Here is a 20,800-nt window from a genome sequence, read left to right on the forward strand (position 1 = left end):
TTTGATCCAGCATCTGTCTGACCGTGATATACTGAAGCAGCTATACATGACACAGCTTCTGATCATCATGGTGTCCGCTGCTGCCGTTTTGTTCTTTTTTCAGGATATAAGTGATTTTTTCAGCCTCTGGCATATTAGAGATACAAGAATCATTTGGTATGGTGTTTCTTTGGCGGTTATTGTCATTTTAGCCGACATGGCAATCATGAAATGGTGTCCGCCTCATTTATATGATGACGGCGGAATCAATAAAAAGTTATTCAGTAAAAGGCCAATCCCTCATATTATATTTTTAACGCTTCTGATTTCTTTTGCTGAAGAAATGTTATTCAGGGGAGTGCTGCAGACCCATATTGGTTTATGGGCGGCCAGTCTTGTATTTGCTGTTCTTCATTTTCGGTATTTGACAAAATGGCTGCTATTTATCATGGTGACGGCAATCAGCTTTTTGCTTGGACTGATTTATGAATGGACCGGCAATCTATTTGTTCCGGTAACGGCGCATTTTATTATTGATGCCGTGTTTGCCTGTCAGATTCGTTTTGAACATGTTAGGAGGGATACACATGACGAACATGTCTAGAGTAGAGAGAAGAAAAGCCCAGAATCTTTATGAAGACCATAAAACCTCATTGGCGGACGACCTTTTCGAAGATGATGAAGAAAGCCTTCCGACAAGACAATCTGTAAAAAATCAAAGAGAGAAGAAAAAAAAGCAAGGCAAAACAAGAACGCCGTTATTTACCACTCTCGCAGTACTGTTTGTATTTGTGCCGGTTATCGTCTTTGTCACCTTATTTTATCTAATGAAAAGCCATCCGGGAAATCCCGATGATTATGAAGATGTTTTTATAAACAGCAGCCAGAGTAAATACGAGGTGGTCCAAAAACCAGAGGCCAAAAAAGAAACGGCAGAGACAGTCCTGCGCGAAGAGTCAAAAAAAAAATCTGAAGGCAAAAAGACAGAGAAACAAACAGAAGCAACAACTGATAAGAAGCAGCCTGCTGTAGCGGAAAAAGAGAACACAGCAAACAAACAGGAAGCAAAAAGCGCGGCTGCTTCCCCTTCCCCGGAAAAAACAGTCCAAAAAGAGCAGGAACAGGTACAGCAGCAGTCTGAACCAGTTCAAGATACGGAGGCAAAACGTATCGTTCAGCACACCGTTCAAAAGAAAGAAACGCTGTACCGAATTTCCATGAAATATTATAAAAGCAGATCAGGAGAAGAAAAGATCCGTGCCTATAACCATTTGAACGGAAATGACGTTTATACCGGGCAAATTTTGGACATCCCTTTGACTTATTAGCGGGCATCTTTTTGATCGCAGGCTCATATATTGTAGCAATGAAAAGGGACAAGGTGTGAAGCGTATGGAATCCTTATGGAACCAGCTGGACCGATTTACGGACGCGCCGACCAAACAGATGCTACAGGCGTTGGTGAAACGAAAACAAAAATACGAAAACTATGCTGCGCAATGCCGCAGGTGGCGGTGGACCTCACTCATTTGCCTGGGCTTATTATGTCTTCTAATGATGATCAAAAGTCCGGCGCCTCAGCTCATTCTTCAAGAAACGCTCAGCCATACCTTTTATTTATTTTGGATGATGGCAACTGCTTTTGCATACTGCACTTCATATTATTTTAAGAAAAAAGAAGAAAAAGCCGAGGGTGATTTCCATAAACTGAGATGTGAAATTATTCAGAAAAGCACTGATCTTTGGCCGCAGCCTGATAAATGGAAGGCGAGAGAATCTGTTTTTCAATTGATGAAGCACCAATACGATATTAATCTATATTTTGAAAGTAAATAAAATGGGGCGTTTTCTCAAACGATAGAAACGTCTTTTTTTTATTGTCCGTCTTATTGATAAGTTCTAAAAGAATGGAGAGTTTTTAATGAAGCGATCAATGAAAATTGCCGGTGCATTGGCTATTGCAGCAGCGGCAATGACGGCAAAAATGTATTCAGTGGCAAAAGGCAATCACCTAAAAATCCATACATTTACGTTATCAAAAATGAAGGGGAAGCCGCCTCTTACGATCTTTTTTATATCTGACATTCATAAACGTATTGTTGATCACGGTCTTTTAGAGGAAGCGCAGGGCCATCAGCCGGATCTGGTTATAATCGGGGGTGATTTAGCTGAGGGCGGGGTGTCCTGCTCGAGAATTGAGGAAAACGTCAGAAGGCTTGCGGGTTTGGGAGTCCCTGTCATGTTTGTCTGGGGAAACAATGATTATGAAATCAGTCAGCGGGAACTGTATGCTATATTTAAAACGCACCGTATTATTACGCTGCGAAATGAATCGGTTCCTTTTGCGTATAACGGACATACCATCACCATAGCCGGAGTGGATGACATCAGGATGGAGATGGATGATTATGAAGAAGCGATTAAAGAAATTGACGGGAACCAGGTGAACGTTCTGGTTTGCCATAACCCTGAGATCCATCAACAAATCAATGAAACTGACGGTATTGATGTGATATTCAGCGGGCATACCCATGGCGGGCAGATTCGATTTGGGAAATTTGGCCCTTATGAGCTTGGTACAACCGGTTTTGTTAAAAATGCTGCGTACCTCATCAGCAATGGGTACGGCACAACAAAAGTGCCCCTTCGTTTAGGGGCGGAGCCTGAGGCACACATCGTGACACTTGCAGCACCTGAATGACTTCCCTAAAGAGTGTGTCAATAAAAAACTGCATTGTGCTTGTCTTACTAGTGAACTCAGTGTAAACTGATAACAATTAAGAACCTATGACTCATCATCTCATATAATGTGTTATATGATTTGTGTGCAAGTAGAGGCAGGAGGGAACGTTATGCGGCTTGAGCGTCTGAATTATAATAAGATCAAAATCTTCTTGACCCTCGATGATTTAACTGATCGTGGATTAACAAAAGAAGACCTCTGGAAGGACTCATTTAAAGTCCACCAGTTATTTAAAGATATGATGAATGAAGCAAATACAGAGCTCGGCTTTGAAGCGAATGGACCGATTGCAGTGGAAGTGTATTCTCTCCAAGCACAAGGGATGGTTGTGATCGTAACAAAGAACCAAGAAGCGGATTCAGAAGAAGATGAGTATGATGATGATTACATCGAAATGCAAGTCAAGCTTGACGAGAGCGCGGACATCATATATCAATTCCATTCCTTTGAAGATATCATTCAGCTTTCTGAAAGCTTACAGCGGATCGGTATCACAGGAGGAACTGTCTACCACTATGAAGGACAGTACTTTCTGAGCCTTGAAGACTTGGGATCACAGACTGCCGAGGGTGTTGTGGCGGTCCTGGCTGAATACGGCAATCCGACAACATTAACGATTTATCGCTTACAAGAGTATGGTAAGCTCATTATGGACGGAAATGCTGTAGAGACAATCCAAACTCATTTTTCATAAGAATGGAAGAAAAACTGCTGTTTTTTACAGCGGTTTTTTTTGTTAAAAAACATGGAAAAACATAACGTTTATCCTATGCATAGATCATATGAAGGTGTATACTATTCTCTGAAAGGGAGCATGTGAGAAACAGAAGATTCTAGGAGGTTAACTCAAATGGCAGCCGATCGAAACACCGGTCATACAGAAGAGGACAAACTTGATGTATTAAAATCAACCCAAACCGTAATACATAAGGCTCTGGAAAAATTGGGATATCCTGAAGAAGTATACGAACTGTTAAAAGAGCCGATGAGATTATTAACGGTAAAAATACCAGTTCGTATGGACGACGGTTCAGTCAAGATTTTTACGGGTTATCGTGCCCAGCACAATGACTCTGTCGGTCCGACAAAAGGCGGGATACGTTTTCACCCGAACGTAACTGAAAAAGAGGTGAAGGCACTTTCCATTTGGATGAGTTTAAAATGCGGTATCATTGATCTTCCATATGGCGGTGGTAAAGGCGGAATTGTTTGTGATCCAAGGGATATGTCGTTTAGAGAGCTGGAGCGTCTAAGCAGGGGTTATGTCAGAGCTATCAGCCAAATTGTCGGTCCGACGAAAGACGTGCCGGCACCGGATGTATTTACAAACTCACAAATCATGGCTTGGATGATGGATGAGTATTCAAGAATTGATGAATTTAATTCGCCTGGGTTCATTACAGGCAAACCGCTTGTGCTTGGCGGATCTCACGGGAGAGAATCAGCGACAGCAAAAGGTGTAACCATCTGCATAAAAGAAGCGGCGAAGAAAAAAGGCATCGATATTAAAGGTGCGCGAGTTGTCGTTCAAGGCTTCGGAAACGCCGGAAGCTATTTGGCAAAATTTATGCATGATGCAGGGGCAAAGGTTGTCGGCATATCCGATGCATACGGCGGACTGTATGACCCTGAAGGCCTTGATATTGATTATTTACTCGACCGCCGCGACAGTTTTGGCACAGTGACAAAGCTTTTCAACGATACCATTACGAACCAAGAGCTGCTGGAACTGGATTGTGATATTTTAGTTCCTGCCGCGATTGAAAACCAAATTACAGAAGAAAATGCCCATAACATTCAGGCGAAAATCGTTGTTGAAGCAGCAAACGGCCCAACTACGCTTGAAGGAACAAAAATTCTTTCAGACCGTGACATTCTGCTTGTTCCGGATGTACTGGCAAGCGCGGGAGGCGTAACGGTTTCTTATTTTGAATGGGTTCAGAATAACCAAGGCTTCTACTGGGGCGAGGAAGAAGTAGAAGAGAAATTAGAAAAAATGATGGTAAAATCATTCAACAATATTTATGAAATGGCCAACAACCGAAGAATCGACATGAGACTTGCCGCTTATATGGTAGGCGTGCGTAAAATGGCGGAGGCTTCGCGCTTTAGAGGCTGGATATAAGTTGATGATTTGCATAAAAAATAAAAATCTCCTATGATAAAATAGGAGATTTTTTTATTTGGAAATAGAAAAATGTGAATCGAATGCCAATCGCAGGAGTTGACGGAAATGATTGAAGAAAAAGCAATAATTATTGGCGGAGGTCCTTGCGGGTTATCTGCGGCCATTCACCTAAAACAAATTGGCATTGATGCCCTCGTCATTGAAAAAGGCAATGTCGTTAACAGTATTTACAATTATCCGACGCATCAAACCTTTTTCAGCTCAAGTGAAAAGCTTGAAATCGGTGACGTGGCATTTATTACCGAAAACAGAAAGCCTGTCAGAATTCAGGCTTTGTCGTACTACAGGGAAGTCGTGAAGCGGAAAAAGATCCGTGTGAATGCATTTGAAATGGTGCAAAAAGTGACAAAAGCAGAAAACAATTCATTTGTTATCGAAACGTCAAAAGAGACGTATTCAACACCATACTGCATTATTGCCACAGGCTATTATGATCATCCAAACTATATGAACGTACCCGGTGAGGATTTGCCGAAAGTATTCCATTATTTTAAGGAAGGACATCCGTATTTCGATAAAGACGTCGTCGTTATCGGCGGGAAAAATTCAAGTGTAGATGCTGCGCTTGAACTCGTAAAATCAGGAGCGCGTGTCACCGTTTTATACAGGGGCAATGAATATTCTTCTAGCATTAAGCCATGGATTCTGCCAGAATTCGAATCTTTAGTAAGAAACGGTACAATCCGAATGGAATTTGGCGCTTGTGTAGAAAAAATCACTGAAGATAAAGTCGTTTTCCGCTCCGGCCAGCAGGAACTGATTACCATTAAAAACGACTTTGTATTTGCCATGACGGGTTATCACCCTGATCATCAATTTCTGAAAAAAATCGGTGTGAAAATCGATGAGGAATCAGGACGTCCGTTTTTTAATGAAGAAACGATGGAAACCAATGTGGAAGGCGTTTTTATTGCAGGGGTCATCGCTGCCGGAAACAATGCAAATGAAATATTTATTGAAAACGGAAGATTTCACGGCGGCCACATCGCAAATGAAATCGCAAAAAGAGAAGATAAGTGAAAAGAGGAGAGCATATGAAGGATTCGTATGCTCTTTTTGTTTTTTTAAGGGCAGACAGATGTAAATTCATACACAACATGGTAGGATAGACATAGGAATATAAAGGAAAGAGGTTGCCTGATGTTTGCAATCATCTCTGCAGGAATTGCTCCCGGCATCGCGCTGTTAAGTTATTTTTATTTAAAAGATCAGTATGATAATGAACCTGTACATATGGTGCTTCGGTCATTTTTTCTTGGGGTTGTTCTTGTATTTCCCACCATGTTTATCCAGTATGTGCTTGAAAAAGAGAATGTGGGAGGCGGAAGCTTTTTTGTTTCTTTTTTGTCTTCTGGCTTTTTGGAGGAATCATTAAAATGGTTTATTTTAATGATCAGTGTTTACCCGCACGCCCACTTTGATGAACATTATGACGGAATTGTATACGGCGCAAGTGTATCGCTCGGTTTTGCGACACTCGAAAATATTCTTTATTTAATCGGTCATGGCGTGGAGCATGCGTTTGTCAGAGCGCTGCTGCCCGTTTCATGCCATGCCTTAATTGGAGTGATTATGGGGTTTTACCTAGGGAAAGCGCGTTTTTCCGCTGAAAAAGCACGTGTAAAATGGCTTTTCCTTTCGTTGGCCGTACCTTCACTTTTACATGGGTCGTATGACTTTATCCTGACAGCCCTCAGTAATTGGATCTATTACATGTTTCCATTTATGTTATTTTTATGGTGGTTTGGTTTGCGGAAAGCAAAAAAAGCCCGTTCCGTCAATATGATGCAGATATAGAAGAGCCGCACAGCGATAGTGCGGCTTTTTGATTTGCTGAAATTTTTAAGCTGTGAGGGATAAGAAGGAAAGAGTGTATAAAAATAACCTCGTTACAGAAAATACGATTACACTCAAAAATTTGCTGTAGGAGGCTTGAAAAGATGAAGTCCAAAGGATCGATTATGGCATGTCTCATCTTATTTTCCTTTATAATTACGACGTTTATCAATACTGAAACAATTTCAGCCTTTTCTAATCAAGTCATTCAAAGAGGGGCAACAGGGGACGATGTGATCGAGCTGCAGGCGCGTCTTCAATATAACGGATATTATAATGGGAAAATTGACGGGGTTTATGGATGGGGGACATACTGGGCAGTACGGAACTTTCAGGATCAATTCGGCTTAAAAGAGGTAGACGGTCTGGTCGGAGCCCAAACCAAACAGACCTTGATATCTAAGTCTAAATATTACCGTGAATATGTCATGGAGCAGCTTCAAAAAGGAAATAAATTCACGCATTACGGAAAAATACCGCTGAAATACCAAACGAAACCGTCAAAAACAGCGACTCAAAAAGCAAGGCAGCAAGCAGAGACGCGGCAGAAACAGCCTGCTGAAAAAATAACACAGCAGCCGCAAGCGAATAAACAGCAAAACAACAACACGCCTGCAAAAACCAGAAAACAGGATGCGGTTGCAGCTAACATGCCGGGCGGTTTTTCCAATAATGATATTCGGCTGCTTTCTCAAGCGGTTTACGGGGAAGCGCGTGGCGAGCCGTACGAGGGACAGGTTGCTATTGCAGCAGTTATCTTGAATCGTTTAAACAGTCCGTTATTTCCAAATTCAATAGCAGGTGTTATTTTTGAACCGCTTGCCTTTACAGCGGTGGCTGACGGACAAATTTATATGCAGCCGAACGAAACAGCAAGAGAAGCAGTATTAGACGCCATTAATGGCTGGGACCCTTCCGAGGAAGCGCTGTATTACTTTAATCCGGATACAGCTACCAGCGCGTGGATTTGGGGGCGCCCGCAGATTAAGAGAATCGGTAAACACATTTTCTGTGAGTAGCAGGACATAAGAAAGCATAAAAATGAGGTGTGATAAATGATCAGAGCTATTTTAATCGCAGTGCTAGGTATTGCAATTGTCGGTACTAGTTACTGGGGATACAAAGAGCACCAGGAAAAAGACGCTGTCCTTCTTCATGCTGAAAATAACTATCAGCGGGCGTTTCATGAGCTCACCTATCAGGTAGACCAGCTGCATGATAAAATTGGTGCAACGCTTGCCATGAACAGCAAAAAATCACTGTCCCCCGCATTGATAGATGTTTGGAGAATTACATCAGAAGCCCATAACAGTGTCAGTCAGCTGCCGCTTACATTAATGCCGTTTAACAAAACGGAAGAGCTGTTATCCAAGATCGGCGATTTCAGCTATAAAACGTCAATCAGAGATTTGGACCAAAAACCGCTCGACGAAAAAGAGTATACTTCGTTAAATAAGCTTTATCAGCAATCAGAAGATATACAAAATGAACTGCGCCACGTTCAGCACCTTGTCATGAGCAAGAACTTGCGCTGGATGGATGTAGAGATGGCGCTGGCCTCTGATGAAAAACAGAGTGATAACACGATCATCAACAGCTTTAAAACGGTTGAAAAAAATGTTGGATCCTTTGCATCAGGAACAGATCTTGGGCCAAGTTTCACCAGCACCAAAAAAGAAGAGAAGGGTTTTGCCCATCTGAAGGGAAAAGAAATTTCTGCACAGGAAGCCAAACAAATTGCCCAACGCTTTGCACCTGATGACAATTATGCAATCAAAGTGATAAAGAGCGGAAAAAAAACAAACCGTGACGTCTACAGTATCAGTATGAAAGATCCTGATCATAAAGCAGCGATATATATGGATATTACAAAAAAAGGCGGACACCCGGTTTATTTAATCCAAAACAGAGAAGTGAAAGATCAGAAAATCAGCTTGAATGACGGATCGAATCGAGCCCTTGCTTTTCTAAAGAAAAACGGATATGAAACAAAAGATCTGGAAATCGATGAAAGTGCGCAATACGATAAAATCGGTGTATTCTCATATGTTCCAATAGAAAATAATGTCCGGATGTATCCAGAAGCCATCCGTATGAAAGTTGCCTTGGATGACGGCGAGGTTGTCGGCTTTTCAGCACGAGATTTCTTAACATCCCACAGAAAAAGAGACATACCAAAGCCGGCTATCTCTGAACAAGATGCGAAAGCAAAATTAAACAAAAGTGTAGAAGTGAGAGAAACAAGGCTTGCTGTGATCACAAATGAATTAGGACAGGAAGTATCATGCTATGAAATGCTTGGTACGATTGAAAATGATACATTCAGAATGTATATAAATGCTAATGACGGAACGGAAGAGAAAGTTGAAAAACTAAAAAATGCTGAACCTATATATAAAGACCTATAAAAACTAGGAGGAAAGGACTAAAAGTCTTTTCCTTTTTTTCATTACATGATTTAATAAAAAAGTGAGTATATTGAATGCGAAAGAGTGAAGTCAATGATAGAGATTGGGGAAACTGTACACTTAGAATACATAGAAGAAAATGATTTAAAAATAGCAAAGAGCAAAGCCGTGAGTATAGAAAACGGAGAGCTCCTGATCGCATATCCGGTTGATGTAAACACAGGAAGAACCGTGATTTTACATCATGATACTGAAGTAACGGTAGAGTTTGTCGGTAAAGACGAAGTGCCTTACCGCTTCTCAAGCCGAATTAAGGGAAAAGTGACGGACAAGCTTCAAATGATCTGCCTTGAAGTGCCTCCCCGTGAAAAAATGAAGCGAATTCAGCGCCGGCAATATGTAAGAACTGACGCGGTATTGGATGTGCTGGTCGAGCCGGCAGATGAAAAAGACGGGTTTCATACACTCTCGTACAATATCAGCGCCGGCGGTATTGCTTTGATTGTGACAGATGGCTATTCTTTTCAGCACGGGGATACGCTGCGCCTGTTCATCAGCCTTCAGGATGAGGAGAAAACGCATCAAATAGAGGCTGACGCGGTTGTCAGGCGTGTGTTTAATGATTCAAAATCAGGCAAACGTAAAATGACCTTGGAGTATTCGGAGATTTCATCCGGTAATCAGCAGCTCCTTCTTCAGTATTGCATTCGCCGCCAGTTAAACAAGAGAAGAAAGGGACGATTGGAATAAACATCGGCTAACACTTCCATACTATTTGTAATGGAGGTGGGCTGATGAAGACCTTTGAACGGCTGCTGCTCAAATTATTGTTCATTCAGGCAGTGATTTTACTTGGTATCCAGTTTCTTTTTCACTATCAGCATATTGAACCTTATGTCTCAAAAGTGATTCAATATGAAGGGGTGGACAAAATGGAAGTTAATGATTGGGTAGAAACCTTCAAACATTAATTATTCATGAATTTTTCACCCTTTTTCATAAAGTTCATGATACAATCCATAGAGGAGAAAAGAGCAAGGAGAGGAATTATGGAAAAGAAATTATCGATTGCGATCGACGGCCCGGCTGCTGCGGGGAAAAGCACCGTTGCCAAAATTGTGGCTGAGAAAAAATCGTACATATATATTGATACAGGAGCGATGTATCGGGCCATTACATATGTGGCTTTACAAGAAAAAGTTGATTTGACAGATGAAGCAAAATTGGCTGAGCTGTTAAAGCAAACCGATATTGAGCTGATTACAACAAAAGAAGGACAAAAGGTGCTTGTCAACGGCACAGATGTGACTGAGGACATCAGAAAAGACGAGGTCAGCAATCAAGTCTCAATTGCTGCCAAGCACAGAAGCGTCAGGGAAGAAATGGTGAAACGCCAGCAGCAGCTCGGAGAAAAAGGCGGCGTTGTCATGGACGGACGTGATATCGGAACTCATGTGCTTCCAAATGCCGAAGTGAAGATCTTTCTTTTGGCATCTGTTGAAGAGAGAGCGAAACGCCGTTATGAAGAAAATGTAAAAAAAGGCTACGATGCCAACTACGAAACATTAATTGAGGAAATTGCAAGAAGAGATAAACTCGATTCAGAGCGCGAAGTTTCTCCGCTTCGAAAAGCAGATGACGCGCTTGAAATCGACACGACTTCTCTCTCCATTCAGGAAGTTGCTGAAAAAATCCTTGATGTAGTGGAGCAAAAGTCCCGCTGATACCGGCGGAGGCCACTTTTTTTGAATTTTTCAACAAAGAAAGAATGTTATTGCTTGACAAACCTGTCCTTTTATTAGAAGTTAATACTAATAAAACTTTTTATTGATCATTCAAAATCTTTTTTGGATGATTCTTTAATACATATTCGGCTAAAAGCGGACATGCATGATACGTGTTCAGCTTTCAAACCGTTTTTAATTAAGCTGTGTAGGTTTGGACCAAGGAGGTTATTCAAATGACAGAGGAAATGAATCAAATTGATGTTCAAGTACCAGAGGTTGGAGATGTAGTAAAAGGGATTGTGACAAAGGTAGAGGACAAGCATGTGGATGTTGAAATTATCAATGTCAAACAGTCCGGTATTATTCCAATCAGTGAATTATCAAGTCTTCATGTAGAGAAAGCATCGGATGTCGTAAAAGTAGACGACGAGCTTGACCTGAAAGTAACAAAAGTGGAAGACGATGCTTTGATTTTATCTAAACGTGCTGTTGATGCAGACCGCGCTTGGGAAGACCTTGAGAAAAAATTTGAAACAAAAGAAGTGTTTGAAGCTGAAGTGAAAGATGTCGTAAAAGGCGGTCTAGTCGTTGATATCGGCGTTCGAGGCTTTATTCCGGCATCACTTGTAGAAGCGCATTTTGTAGAAGATTTTACCGACTATAAAGGAAAAACACTGTCTCTGCTCGTAGTAGAGCTTGACCGTGATAAAAACCGCGTCATCCTTTCACACCGTGCGGTTGTTGAAAGTGAGCAGGCGAATAAAAAACAAGACCTTCTTCAGTCTCTAGAAGTTGGAAGTGTGCTCGATGGTAAAGTGCAGCGCCTGACTGACTTTGGCGCGTTTGTTGATATCGGCGGTATCGACGGGCTTGTGCACATTTCACAGCTTTCCCACTCCCACGTTGAAAAGCCGTCTGATGTTGTGGAAGAGGGACAGGAAGTGAAAGTGAAAGTATTATCGGTTGACCGGGATAATGAGCGTATTTCTTTATCTATTAAAGAAACTCTGCCTGGGCCTTGGAGCCAAATTGGGGAGAAGGTCAAGCCGGGTGATGTGCTTGAAGGAAAGGTTCAGCGCCTCGTGAGCTTCGGTGCGTTTGTTGAAATTCTTCCTGGCGTAGAAGGTCTCGTTCATATTTCTCAAATTTCTAATAAACACATCGGCACGCCGCATGAAGTCCTTGAAGAAGGACAGACTGTAAAAGTGAAGGTTCTTGATGTGAATGAAAATGAAGAGCGCATTTCATTAAGCATGCGTGAGCTTGAAGAAGCTCCTAAAGCCGATCAAGAGGATTACCGCCAATATCAGGCGAAGGAAGAAACAAGCACTGGCTTCCAGCTTGGAGATCTGATCGGAGATAAGCTTAATAAACTAAAATAATTGGTGATAAACGTGACTCGAGCAGAACGGAAAAGAGAACACATCAATCATGCCCTGTCTACCGGCCAAAAGCGGGAGACGGGTCTTGATGATATTACGTTTGTTCATGTCAGTCTGCCCGATCTTGCATTAGAACAAGTAGATATTTCCACAAAAATCGGCGAACTTTCAAGCAGTTCGCCGATTTTTATCAATGCAATGACTGGCGGCGGCGGACAACTTACATATGAAATTAATAAGGCGCTTGCTAGAGCAGCTCGTATAGCTGATATTCCTCTCGCTGTCGGCTCACAAATGTCGGCGTTAAAAGACCCGTCTGAACGCTATTCGTATGAAATCGTCCGAAAGGAAAATCCGAATGGGCTGATTTTTGCCAACTTGGGCAGTGAGGCGACAGCTCGTCAGGCGAAGGAAGCTGTCGAAATGATTAAGGCGGATGCGTTGCAGATTCACCTGAATGTGATTCAGGAAATTGTCATGCCCGAAGGCGACAGAAGCTTTAGCGGCGCTCTTTCCCGTATTGAACAGATCTGCAGCGAAATCAAAGTGCCTGTCATAATAAAAGAAGTAGGCTTCGGAATGAGCAAAGAATCAGCAAGAAAGCTGTATGAAGCTGGTGCGGCAGCTGTTGATATCGGCGGTTACGGAGGGACAAATTTCTCGAAAATAGAAAATCTCCGAAGACAGCGGAAGATCACTTTTTTCAACTCATGGGGGATTTCAACAGCAGCGAGCCTGGCGGAAATCCGCTCTGAGTTTCCCGGTAAAACAACGATTGCGTCCGGCGGCCTTCAAAATGCGCTTGATGTCGCGAAGGCGATAGCTCTTGGGGCTTCCTGTACCGGAATGGCAGGGCACTTCTTAAAAGCGCTGACTGAAAAAGGCGAAGAAGGGCTGCTTGAAGAGATTCAGCTGATCCTAGAGGAATTAAAAATGATTATGACTGTGCTTGGCACCAGTACGATTTCTGATTTGCAAAGGGCTCCTCTTGTCATAAAAGGTGAGACTCATCACTGGCTGACTGAGAGAGGCATTCATACTTCCAATTACAATGTGCGTTGACAGCTGTATAAGAAAAGCCCAAAACGGTGTGAGTTTTGGGCTTTTTGTATTATGATTTACGCTTTTTAAATTTGCCGTTTTGTTCAAGGCTGGTGGCTCCGTCATAGTGAATCGATTGGTCCCGGTCTGATTCCACTCTGCCCGAAGCCTTGAGTTTTTTCTCCTGTCTGTCTTTTCCCATGATCATTCTCCTTTACGTGAAGCGGTTTGTTTAAAAAAAGTGTTTAGACTCCATACTGGGAGTATGGAGGAAGCGAAATGGAACAATTTTATTATTATTGGTCAATGTGGTTTTTGTGGGTGCTGACAACCTTTATTCTTGGAAAGACGAAAAGGCGCTTTGCCGTCTCAGTATTTATTTTGACTAATATCATCTTAAGCATACATCACTTTACTTTATATTTTTCTCTGAATGCGGCGTACGTAATGTTTCTCGTTTGCGGGTGGGTCTATGCCGGATATTTAGGGATGTATAAACGATTTCGCTATATCATGGTGCACCTGACGCTTGTTTCCGGGTATGCGTTTGTTTATCTTTTTGCATTATATGATCCGGTTTGGTTCATCATAAAACCTGAGTGGACCGCTGTTGTATTATGTGTGCTTTTGACTGCTTCTGTTGAAAGGGATTTTCAGATGCAGCTTGCCTTATATGTTCTAGGAATGTGCCAAGGTGAACTGGTGTATTCTTTTGTCATTCAACAATTGGCAGGGCATACGGCTGTCGGAGGTTTTCAATGGCTTAACGCGTGCTCTGCGGGAACGATATTGCTGTTTGGCATATCAAAGTATGAACAGCTCGCCAGTCAAATTGGCCAGAGAGGCAAAAGATCAAACAAAGGAGCTACTAAAATGTCATGAGTGATTACATCTATCCGATTATTGCGGGGGTCGTAGCAGGAGTCGCCACAAGGCTGTATATGCTGAAAACAGATTACCGTCAGTATCCGACCTATATTCACGGAAAAGTCATTCATATTGCACTTGGGCTTATTGCGGCAGGGTTAGGGGCCATTATTATGCCTGCGCTATTACAGGAGGAGTTTACGGCCATCACGTTTTTGACACTTGCAGCCACTCAATTCAGAGATGTCAGAAATATGGAGCGGAATACGCTGACACAAATGGATTCGTACGAACTTGTCTCAAGAGGAAGCACTTATATTGAAGGAATCGCCATTGCGTTTGAAAGCAGAAATTATATCGTAATTTTTACTGCTCTTTTGACAACATCGGCGTACGTGTTTTTCTCAATCTGGGCTGCTGTCATCACCGCTGTTGTTTGTTTTTTGTTAGCAATGAAATTTATGTCCGGCAGTGTATTGAAAGATATTGTCGATATTGAGTACATAGAGCCTCACTTCGAAGGGCCGGGTCTGTTTGTAGATAATATTTATATGATGAACATCGGACTTCCGGAGAAACAGGAGCTGATTTTAAAGCATGGCATGGGGTTTATTTTAACCCCTAAAAATTTTAATTCAGCTGCAACCATTGCCAACCTGGGTCAGCGCCAGGCCATTTTATTTGATGTCTCCAATGTGCTGGGGGTGTATCGGGACTCAGGAGAGCCGTCCCTGACGCCAATTGCGAAAAGGGATCTTAATGACGGAAGAGTGGGCGTTTTTGTCCTGCCGCAAATTCATCACCCGGAAACAGCTGTTCAGATTATCAGTAATGTTCCGACCTTGGAAAACGCAATCAGAATGCCTACGGAATTTATCAAAAAACAGGATAAGGTGATAGGATGAGTGAATCGCTGACGAAAGTGATTTTGTCTGTTATCACGACAAACCGGAACCGTGCTTCAGGAGGGACACCCATCTTTTTTTGTAATGACCAAAAAGAGATGGAGCTTTTCGCTAAAAACCTTGAGGCAATCCTTGACGGAATTGCCCATAGAATTGGGGAAGATGTTTATTTGATCGTGAAACATTTTTAAGAATAGTTGTGATCCCAGTAAAAACTGATATAATAAATGAGTTAAGCCCTTCCTCTGAAGGGTTTCTTTTCATAAAAGTGAATGAGATGATTTAAATAACCGGTTGAGAATTTATGTAAAAATGAAAGCGGCTGGATCGAAAGGAAGGGTACTATGGGTAAACCTGTCGTAGCCATTGTCGGGAGACCGAATGTAGGAAAATCCACAATCTTTAACCGGATTGCGGGTGAAAGAATTTCAATAGTAGAAGATACCCCTGGTGTGACAAGGGATCGGATATACAGCTCGGCTGAATGGCTGAATTATGATTTTAATTTGATTGATACGGGCGGTATTGATATCGGTGATGAGCCGTTTCTAACACAGATACGCGAGCAGGCCGAAATCGCCATGGATGAAGCGGATGTCATTATTTTTATGGTGAATGGCCGTGAAGGTGTGACTGCTGCTGATGAAGAAGTAGCGAAAATTTTGTACCGCACGAAAAAGCCTGTTGTTTTAGCGGTAAATAAACTGGATAACACAGAAATGAGAGCGAATATTTATGATTTTTATTCGCTGGGCTTTGGTGAACCGTATCCGGTTTCAGGAACACACGGGCTGGGACTCGGTGATTTATTGGATGCCGCAGCGGAGCATTTTAAAAATATCCCTGAGACAAAATACGATGATGAAGTCGTTCAATTTTGCCTGATCGGACGTCCGAATGTAGGGAAGTCTTCTCTGGTAAACGCGATTCTTGGCGAAGATCGTGTCATTGTGAGTAACGTGGCAGGAACAACAAGAGATGCCGTTGATACAACATTTACTTATAACCAGCAGGATTTTGTCATTGTAGACACTGCCGGCATGAGAAAAAAAGGTAAAGTGTATGAAACGACTGAAAAGTACAGCGTGCTGCGGGCGCTGAAAGCCATTGACCGCTCTGAAGTTGTTGCGGTGGTGCTTGACGGTGAGGAAGGCATTATCGAACAGGACAAGCGAATCGCGGGTTATGCACATGAAGCAGGCAAGGCTGTCGTGATCGTAGTGAATAAATGGGATGCTGTAGACAAAGATGAAAGCACGATGAAAGAATTTGAACAAAATATCCGCGACCATTTTCAATTTCTTGACTATGCACCGATTCTGTTCATGTCAGCATTAACGACAAAACGGATTCATACGCTCATGCCTGCAATCATTAAAGCAAGTGAAAATCACTCACTTCGTGTCCAGACGAATGTCTTAAATGACATCATTATGGATGCTGTAGCAATGAATCCGACACCAACTCATAACGGGTCACGCTTGAAAATTTATTATGCGACTCAAGTTGCGGTGAAGCCGCCGAGTTTTGTTGTGTTTGTAAACGATCCGGAACTGATGCATTTTTCATACGAACGATTTTTAGAAAACCGAATCAGAGACGCGTTCGGTTTTGAGGGGACACCAATCAAAATATTTGCAAGAGCTAGAAAATAAAAAGGTGTGAAGCAAATATGAAAAGAGTCACAATGCTTGGAGCCGGAAGCTGGGGAACGGCACTGGCTTTAGTATTAGCCGATAACGACCATGATGTGAGAATGTGGGGGCATCGTGCGGAGCTGATCCAACAAATAAATGATCTGCACGAAAATAAGGATTATTTGCCTGATGTCAAGCTCCCTGAATCGATTCAAGCAACAACGGAAATCGGGGAGGCTGTGTCAGACGCAGATTTCATCATAGTTGCTGTTCCGACCAAAGCGATTCGGGAAGTGTTGAGACAGGCAGTGCCTTTTATGACGAAAAAAGCAGTTTTTGTTCATGTGAGTAAGGGGATAGAGCCGGATTCGCTCCTGCGTATTTCTGAAATTATGGAATTTGAGCTCCCGAGTGATGTCAGAAAGGACATTGTCGTGCTCTCCGGGCCGAGCCATGCTGAAGAAGTAGGACTCCGGCATCCGACAACCGTCACTTCCTCTTCAAAGAGCATGCAGGCTGCAGAAGAGGTGCAGGATCTGTTTATAAACCACAATTTTCGGGTGTACACAAATCCTGACATTATCGGTGTAGAAATCGGAGGCGCTCTGAAAAATATTATCGCCCTTGCTGCTGGAATCACAGACGGCTTAGGATACGGCGATAATGCCAAAGCTGCTTTGATTACGCGGGGTCTTGCTGAAATTGCGAGACTCGGCACAAAAATGGGCGGGAATCCGCTAACGTTTTCCGGATTGACAGGTGTCGGAGACCTGATTGTTACGTGCACAAGTGTTCACTCCAGAAACTGGCGTGCCGGCAATTTACTCGGAAAAGGGTACAAGCTTGAGGACGTTCTCGAAGAAATGGGAATGGTCGTTGAGGGAGTGCGCACGACAAAAGCGGCTTACCAGCTTTCAGAAAAATATCAGGTGCAAATGCCGATTACAGAAGCCCTTCATCAAGTTCTGTTTAATGGACAAAAGGTAGAAACCGCTGTTGAATCCTTAATGGCGAGAGGGAAAACCCACGAGATGGAGGACTTGGTGAATACATTTGATAACCAAGTTAAATAAAAGTGTCAACGGAATAGAATTCCGCATATTCTAATTGCACGAAAGCCCGAAACACAGAAGAATACCCATGCCTTGGGATCTCCTGAAACATTTTGCCGATTTAGGCAAGAGAGGATGCATCTGTATGCAAAGTCGCATACTATAGCATCGAAGTCCAAGAGAGTGTTTCTTAAACGTAGGTGAATATAGTCAATTTGACTGAAGCAAAGTCCCCCTCTTTGCTTCAGTTTTTTTATTCTATCAAAGGATGGAAAATCTGGTTGATCTTTTCAAGCGCTGTATATTAAAATAAAATATAACGCTTACAAAACAAATGTCGGAGGGGGCGCGGGTCATTTGAGTCTGGCATTGATCAAAATGTGGTTTGCCCTTGGTTCCATGGGGCTGATGTTTCTGGCCGTAGCATGCATCTATTTAAGCCGTTTTAAATGCCGAAACCGTTTTCTGAAGATTGCAGTTTCATCGTTTGCTTACATGTGTGTATTGATTTCAGGAATTATTGTATTTGTGGTGGTATTCAGCGGCCCTGTTAATGAATAAAGCTGTAAAAGGAAGTGCTGTATGGGTAAACTGAAGTGCGCTATGATTTTTGTAGCAGTGATTTTCTTATCTGGATGTTTATATCCACATGAGCGGAAAAGCAGTGTACAAGCCACTCCATATCAGGACCAATTAAAGCTGGTTCAATCCGCCGTTGATGAATTTCAAAAGGCAAACGGAGGACTGCTTCCGATTCAAACAAAAGATATGTCAACACCGCTTTATCAAAAATATCCGATAGATTTTAACCGTTTAGCGCCGAGATATATGGCTGAACCTCCAAGCACGGCATATGAAAGCGGCGGAGACTATCAATACGTGCTTGTCGATGTAGAGAATAATCCGACTGTTAAACTGATTGATGTAAAGATGGCGGAAAAAATACGTGATATCAAATTACGCGTTCAAATGTACCGCCAAGAACATAAATATCCGCCATATCAGGATGTATTAGCGCGTGACTTGTTTACGCTTGATGGGAAAAAACTAGGGGAGGCTGACTCTCTTTCTGTCACAAGCCCAATCTCAGGAAACTCCCTGCCGCTTATGATTGACGGAGACGGAGAAATTTATGCCGACTATCGGACAGAGCTCGTTTCCTGTCTCAAAAAAAGCAAAAAAACTTTTAAACCCGGCACGGAAATACAGGACATAATATGGGAAGAGACGCCTTTCGTCCCCGCATTTTCAGTGAAATATACCGTTAATGACAAACAAGAACCTGTTTTTTTAGAAAATGATATAAAAAAGGAATGAACCTTTCTCCCTTGCATACAAATAGGGAGAAAGGTTTTTTTATACTTTAATAGATTAAGGATGGAAAATTTTCTAAAGATGTCATATTGAAATAGGACAACGTCATACACATATAGTGTCCTGTGTTTGATTGAAAAAGGTTAATAAAATTGATAAGGATAGGAAGTCCGGGAGGGGATCACTTGGAAAAGGTCGATATTTTCAAGGATATCGCTGAACGAACAGGAGGCGATATATACTTAGGAGTCGTTGGTGCTGTCCGTACAGGGAAATCTACGTTTATTAAGAAATTTATGGAGCTTGTGGTGCTCCCGAATATCAGTAATGAAGCAGACCGGGCACGTGCGCAGGATGAACTGCCTCAAAGCGCAGCCGGAAAAACGATTATGACTACAGAGCCTAAATTTGTTCCGAATCAGGCGATGTCTGTTCATGTATCAGACGGACTCGATGTCAATATAAGATTAGTAGATTGTGTAGGCTACACAGTGCCGGGTGCAAAAGGATACGAGGATGAAAACGGCCCGCGGATGATTAATACACCTTGGTACGAAGAACCGATCCCATTTCACGAGGCTGCTGAAATCGGAACGCGGAAGGTGATTCAAGAACATTCGACCATCGGAGTGGTTATTACGACAGACGGCACGATTGGTGATATCGCCAGAAGTGACTATATAGAGGCAGAAGAAAGAGTCATTGAAGAGCTGAAAGAAGTTGGAAAACCCTTTATTATGGTCATTAACTCAGTAAAACCGTATCACCCGGAGACAGAGGCGATGCGCCAGGATTTAAGCGAGAAATACGATATCCCTGTTTTGGCAATGAGCGTAGAAAGTATGCGGGAAAACGATGTACTGAATGTTCTCAGAGAGGCTCTTTATGAGTTTCCTGTGCTTGAAGTAAATGTAAATCTTCCAAGCTGGGTCATGGTGTTGAAAGAAAACCATTGGCTGCGCGAGAGCTATCAGGAATCAGTGAAGGAAACTGTTAAGGATATTAAACGGCTCCGTGATGTCGACAGGGTTGTCGGTCAATTCAGCGAGTTTGAGTTTATTGAAAGTGCCGGATTAGCCGGGATTGAGCTCGGCCAAGGGGTTGCAGAAATTGATTTGTATGCGCCCGACCATTTATATGATCAAATCCTAAAAGAAGTGGTAGGCGTTGAAATCAGGGGCAGAGACCACCTGCTTGAGCTGATGCAGGATTTTGCCCATGCGAAAACGGAATATGACCAGGTGTCCGACGCTTTAAAAATGGTCAAACAGACGGGATACGGCATTGCAGCGCCTGCTTTAACTGACATGAGTCTGGATGAGCCGGAAATTATACGGCAAGGCTCCAGATTCGGCGTAAGATTGAAAGCTGTCGCACCGTCAATCCATATGATCAAAGTGGATGTCGAAAGCGAATTTGCGCCGATTATCGGAACTGAAAAACAAAGCGAGGAACTGGTGCGTTACTTAATGCAGGACTTTGAGGATGATCCGCTTTCAATTTGGAACTCTGACATTTTTGGAAGATCGCTCAGCTCTATCGTGAGAGAAGGGATTCAGGCTAAGCTGTCACTGATGCCTGAAAACGCACGATATAAATTAAAAGAAACATTAGAAAGAATCATAAACGAAGGATCAGGCGGCTTAATCGCCATTATCCTGTAATGCGGGGAGACCTCTTTATAGAATAGGAGGTCTTTTTTCTTTGCTCTTAATATTGGA

General features: G+C 42.5%; 24 protein-coding genes. 23 read left to right on the forward strand and 1 reads right to left on the reverse strand.

Annotated elements, in window-relative coordinates:
- The first annotated feature begins 1 nt into the window (after position 1).
- The 15 genes from DIC78_RS19935 (at position 2) to fni (ending at position 13,325) form a co-directional block, all read left to right on the forward strand.
- On the forward strand, positions 2 to 583 hold the full coding sequence (locus tag DIC78_RS19935) for a CPBP family intramembrane glutamic endopeptidase (protein ID WP_283912421.1): 582 nt from the start codon (positions 2 to 4) through the stop codon (positions 581 to 583).
- Positions 567 to 1,307, forward strand: a complete 741-nt coding sequence (locus DIC78_RS19940) for a LysM peptidoglycan-binding domain-containing protein (protein WP_127696814.1) — start codon at positions 567 to 569, stop codon at positions 1,305 to 1,307. The genes DIC78_RS19935 and DIC78_RS19940 overlap by 17 nt, the downstream gene beginning before the upstream one ends.
- 64 nt (positions 1,308 to 1,371) lie before the next feature.
- Positions 1,372 to 1,815, forward strand: a complete 444-nt coding sequence (locus tag DIC78_RS19945) for a YpbF family protein (RefSeq protein WP_127696815.1) — start codon at positions 1,372 to 1,374, stop codon at positions 1,813 to 1,815.
- 85 nt (positions 1,816 to 1,900) lie between these two features.
- Complete coding sequence (locus DIC78_RS19950; protein WP_106020035.1) at positions 1,901 to 2,680, forward strand: metallophosphoesterase; 780 nt, start codon at positions 1,901 to 1,903, stop codon at positions 2,678 to 2,680.
- Between the two features lie 151 nt (positions 2,681 to 2,831).
- Positions 2,832 to 3,416, forward strand: coding sequence for a genetic competence negative regulator (locus DIC78_RS19955; protein ID WP_010334765.1), 585 nt, complete (start codon positions 2,832 to 2,834; stop codon positions 3,414 to 3,416).
- A 156-nt stretch (positions 3,417 to 3,572) separates the two neighbouring features.
- Positions 3,573 to 4,847 carry an NAD-specific glutamate dehydrogenase gene (gene gudB / locus DIC78_RS19960; protein ID WP_044154979.1) on the forward strand — a complete coding sequence of 425 codons (1,275 nt, stop codon included), beginning with the start codon at positions 3,573 to 3,575 and terminating at the stop codon, positions 4,845 to 4,847.
- Positions 4,848 to 4,955: 108 nt separating this feature from the next.
- Complete coding sequence (locus DIC78_RS19965; RefSeq protein WP_024121886.1) at positions 4,956 to 5,930, forward strand: YpdA family putative bacillithiol disulfide reductase; 975 nt, start codon at positions 4,956 to 4,958, stop codon at positions 5,928 to 5,930.
- 120 nt (positions 5,931 to 6,050) lie between these two features.
- Positions 6,051 to 6,707: a glutamic-type intramembrane protease PrsW gene (prsW, locus tag DIC78_RS19970; RefSeq protein WP_024121885.1), complete on the forward strand. Its 657-nt coding sequence runs from the start codon at positions 6,051 to 6,053 to the stop codon at positions 6,705 to 6,707.
- A 143-nt stretch (positions 6,708 to 6,850) separates the two neighbouring features.
- Positions 6,851 to 7,765: a spore cortex-lytic enzyme gene (gene sleB, locus DIC78_RS19975; protein ID WP_024121884.1), complete on the forward strand. Its 915-nt coding sequence runs from the start codon at positions 6,851 to 6,853 to the stop codon at positions 7,763 to 7,765.
- Between the two features lie 36 nt (positions 7,766 to 7,801).
- Positions 7,802 to 9,154, forward strand: coding sequence for a germination protein YpeB (ypeB, locus tag DIC78_RS19980; RefSeq protein ID WP_127696816.1), 1,353 nt, complete (start codon positions 7,802 to 7,804; stop codon positions 9,152 to 9,154).
- Positions 9,155 to 9,247: 93 nt separating this feature from the next.
- Positions 9,248 to 9,904: a cyclic di-GMP receptor DgrA gene (locus DIC78_RS19985; RefSeq protein ID WP_127696817.1), complete on the forward strand. Its 657-nt coding sequence runs from the start codon at positions 9,248 to 9,250 to the stop codon at positions 9,902 to 9,904.
- Positions 9,905 to 9,948: 44 nt separating this feature from the next.
- Positions 9,949 to 10,125 carry a YpfB family protein gene (locus DIC78_RS19990; RefSeq protein ID WP_063623048.1) on the forward strand — a complete coding sequence of 59 codons (177 nt, stop codon included), beginning with the start codon at positions 9,949 to 9,951 and terminating at the stop codon, positions 10,123 to 10,125.
- 78 nt (positions 10,126 to 10,203) lie between these two features.
- Positions 10,204 to 10,878: a (d)CMP kinase gene (cmk, locus tag DIC78_RS19995; RefSeq protein WP_044155003.1), complete on the forward strand. Its 675-nt coding sequence runs from the start codon at positions 10,204 to 10,206 to the stop codon at positions 10,876 to 10,878.
- A gap of 236 nt (positions 10,879 to 11,114) precedes the next feature.
- The gene (rpsA, locus tag DIC78_RS20000; RefSeq protein ID WP_024121879.1) at positions 11,115 to 12,263 is read left to right on the forward strand and encodes a 30S ribosomal protein S1; all 1,149 of its coding nucleotides are present in this window, start codon (positions 11,115 to 11,117) and stop codon (positions 12,261 to 12,263) included.
- 12 nt (positions 12,264 to 12,275) lie between these two features.
- Positions 12,276 to 13,325, forward strand: coding sequence for a type 2 isopentenyl-diphosphate Delta-isomerase (fni, locus tag DIC78_RS20005; protein WP_127696818.1), 1,050 nt, complete (start codon positions 12,276 to 12,278; stop codon positions 13,323 to 13,325).
- Between the two features lie 49 nt (positions 13,326 to 13,374).
- On the opposite strand, the gene DIC78_RS20010 is transcribed toward fni, so the two are convergent.
- Positions 13,375 to 13,506, reverse strand: coding sequence for a YpzI family protein (locus tag DIC78_RS20010; protein WP_010334754.1), 132 nt, complete (start codon positions 13,504 to 13,506; stop codon positions 13,375 to 13,377).
- Between the two features lie 77 nt (positions 13,507 to 13,583).
- Here DIC78_RS20010 and DIC78_RS20015 point away from each other — a divergent pair, with 77 nt between their 5' ends.
- From DIC78_RS20015 to spoIVA, 8 genes are all read left to right on the forward strand, one after another.
- Positions 13,584 to 14,186: a YphA family membrane protein gene (locus tag DIC78_RS20015; RefSeq protein ID WP_127696819.1), complete on the forward strand. Its 603-nt coding sequence runs from the start codon at positions 13,584 to 13,586 to the stop codon at positions 14,184 to 14,186.
- Complete coding sequence (locus DIC78_RS20020; protein WP_044155014.1) at positions 14,183 to 15,076, forward strand: YIEGIA family protein; 894 nt, start codon at positions 14,183 to 14,185, stop codon at positions 15,074 to 15,076. Before DIC78_RS20015 ends, DIC78_RS20020 begins: the two co-directional genes overlap by 4 nt.
- Positions 15,073 to 15,267: a capping complex subunit for YIEGIA gene (locus DIC78_RS20025; protein WP_024121875.1), complete on the forward strand. Its 195-nt coding sequence runs from the start codon at positions 15,073 to 15,075 to the stop codon at positions 15,265 to 15,267. The genes DIC78_RS20020 and DIC78_RS20025 overlap by 4 nt, the downstream gene beginning before the upstream one ends.
- A gap of 153 nt (positions 15,268 to 15,420) precedes the next feature.
- Positions 15,421 to 16,731, forward strand: a complete 1,311-nt coding sequence (der, locus tag DIC78_RS20030; protein ID WP_010334750.1) for a ribosome biogenesis GTPase Der — start codon at positions 15,421 to 15,423, stop codon at positions 16,729 to 16,731.
- Positions 16,732 to 16,748: 17 nt separating this feature from the next.
- A complete protein-coding gene (locus tag DIC78_RS20035; RefSeq protein WP_106020031.1) occupies positions 16,749 to 17,786 on the forward strand; it encodes an NAD(P)H-dependent glycerol-3-phosphate dehydrogenase in 1,038 nt (345 codons plus the stop codon).
- A gap of 336 nt (positions 17,787 to 18,122) precedes the next feature.
- A complete protein-coding gene (locus tag DIC78_RS20040; protein WP_024121873.1) occupies positions 18,123 to 18,326 on the forward strand; it encodes a DUF2768 domain-containing protein in 204 nt (67 codons plus the stop codon).
- Between the two features lie 21 nt (positions 18,327 to 18,347).
- Positions 18,348 to 19,082 carry a YphF family lipoprotein gene (locus tag DIC78_RS20045; protein ID WP_024121872.1) on the forward strand — a complete coding sequence of 245 codons (735 nt, stop codon included), beginning with the start codon at positions 18,348 to 18,350 and terminating at the stop codon, positions 19,080 to 19,082.
- A 182-nt stretch (positions 19,083 to 19,264) separates the two neighbouring features.
- Positions 19,265 to 20,743, forward strand: coding sequence for a stage IV sporulation protein A (gene spoIVA, locus DIC78_RS20050; RefSeq protein ID WP_010334746.1), 1,479 nt, complete (start codon positions 19,265 to 19,267; stop codon positions 20,741 to 20,743).
- The last annotated feature ends 57 nt before the right edge of the window (positions 20,744 to 20,800 follow it).

Source organism: Bacillus halotolerans (assembly GCF_004006435.1).
Lineage (GTDB): Bacteria > Bacillota > Bacilli > Bacillales > Bacillaceae > Bacillus > Bacillus halotolerans.

Bases quoted from the DNA above. Each gene is read 5' to 3' on its own strand.
- DIC78_RS19985 (WP_127696817.1), top strand. From the start codon at position 9,248: ATGATAGAGATTGGGGAAACTGTACACTTAGAATACATAGAAGAAAAT.
- cmk (WP_044155003.1), top strand. From the start codon at position 10,204: ATGGAAAAGAAATTATCGATTGCGATCGACGGCCCGGCTGCTGCGGGG.
- rpsA (WP_024121879.1), top strand. From the start codon at position 11,115: ATGACAGAGGAAATGAATCAAATTGATGTTCAAGTACCAGAGGTTGGA.
- DIC78_RS19990 (WP_063623048.1), top strand. From the start codon at position 9,949: ATGAAGACCTTTGAACGGCTGCTGCTCAAATTATTGTTCATTCAGGCA.
- DIC78_RS19945 (WP_127696815.1), top strand. From the start codon at position 1,372: ATGGAATCCTTATGGAACCAGCTGGACCGATTTACGGACGCGCCGACC.
- prsW (WP_024121885.1), top strand. From the start codon at position 6,051: ATGTTTGCAATCATCTCTGCAGGAATTGCTCCCGGCATCGCGCTGTTA.
- DIC78_RS20015 (WP_127696819.1), top strand. From the start codon at position 13,584: ATGGAACAATTTTATTATTATTGGTCAATGTGGTTTTTGTGGGTGCTG.
- DIC78_RS20035 (WP_106020031.1), top strand. From the start codon at position 16,749: ATGAAAAGAGTCACAATGCTTGGAGCCGGAAGCTGGGGAACGGCACTG.
- DIC78_RS19950 (WP_106020035.1), top strand. From the start codon at position 1,901: ATGAAGCGATCAATGAAAATTGCCGGTGCATTGGCTATTGCAGCAGCG.
- DIC78_RS20045 (WP_024121872.1), top strand. From the start codon at position 18,348: ATGGGTAAACTGAAGTGCGCTATGATTTTTGTAGCAGTGATTTTCTTA.
- DIC78_RS19940 (WP_127696814.1), top strand. From the start codon at position 567: ATGACGAACATGTCTAGAGTAGAGAGAAGAAAAGCCCAGAATCTTTAT.
- DIC78_RS20010 (WP_010334754.1), bottom strand. From the start codon at position 13,506: ATGGGAAAAGACAGACAGGAGAAAAAACTCAAGGCTTCGGGCAGAGTG.
- der (WP_010334750.1), top strand. From the start codon at position 15,421: ATGGGTAAACCTGTCGTAGCCATTGTCGGGAGACCGAATGTAGGAAAA.
- DIC78_RS19965 (WP_024121886.1), top strand. From the start codon at position 4,956: ATGATTGAAGAAAAAGCAATAATTATTGGCGGAGGTCCTTGCGGGTTA.
- DIC78_RS20020 (WP_044155014.1), top strand. From the start codon at position 14,183: ATGAGTGATTACATCTATCCGATTATTGCGGGGGTCGTAGCAGGAGTC.
- sleB (WP_024121884.1), top strand. From the start codon at position 6,851: ATGAAGTCCAAAGGATCGATTATGGCATGTCTCATCTTATTTTCCTTT.
- DIC78_RS19955 (WP_010334765.1), top strand. From the start codon at position 2,832: ATGCGGCTTGAGCGTCTGAATTATAATAAGATCAAAATCTTCTTGACC.
- DIC78_RS20025 (WP_024121875.1), top strand. From the start codon at position 15,073: ATGAGTGAATCGCTGACGAAAGTGATTTTGTCTGTTATCACGACAAAC.
- gudB (WP_044154979.1), top strand. From the start codon at position 3,573: ATGGCAGCCGATCGAAACACCGGTCATACAGAAGAGGACAAACTTGAT.
- ypeB (WP_127696816.1), top strand. From the start codon at position 7,802: ATGATCAGAGCTATTTTAATCGCAGTGCTAGGTATTGCAATTGTCGGT.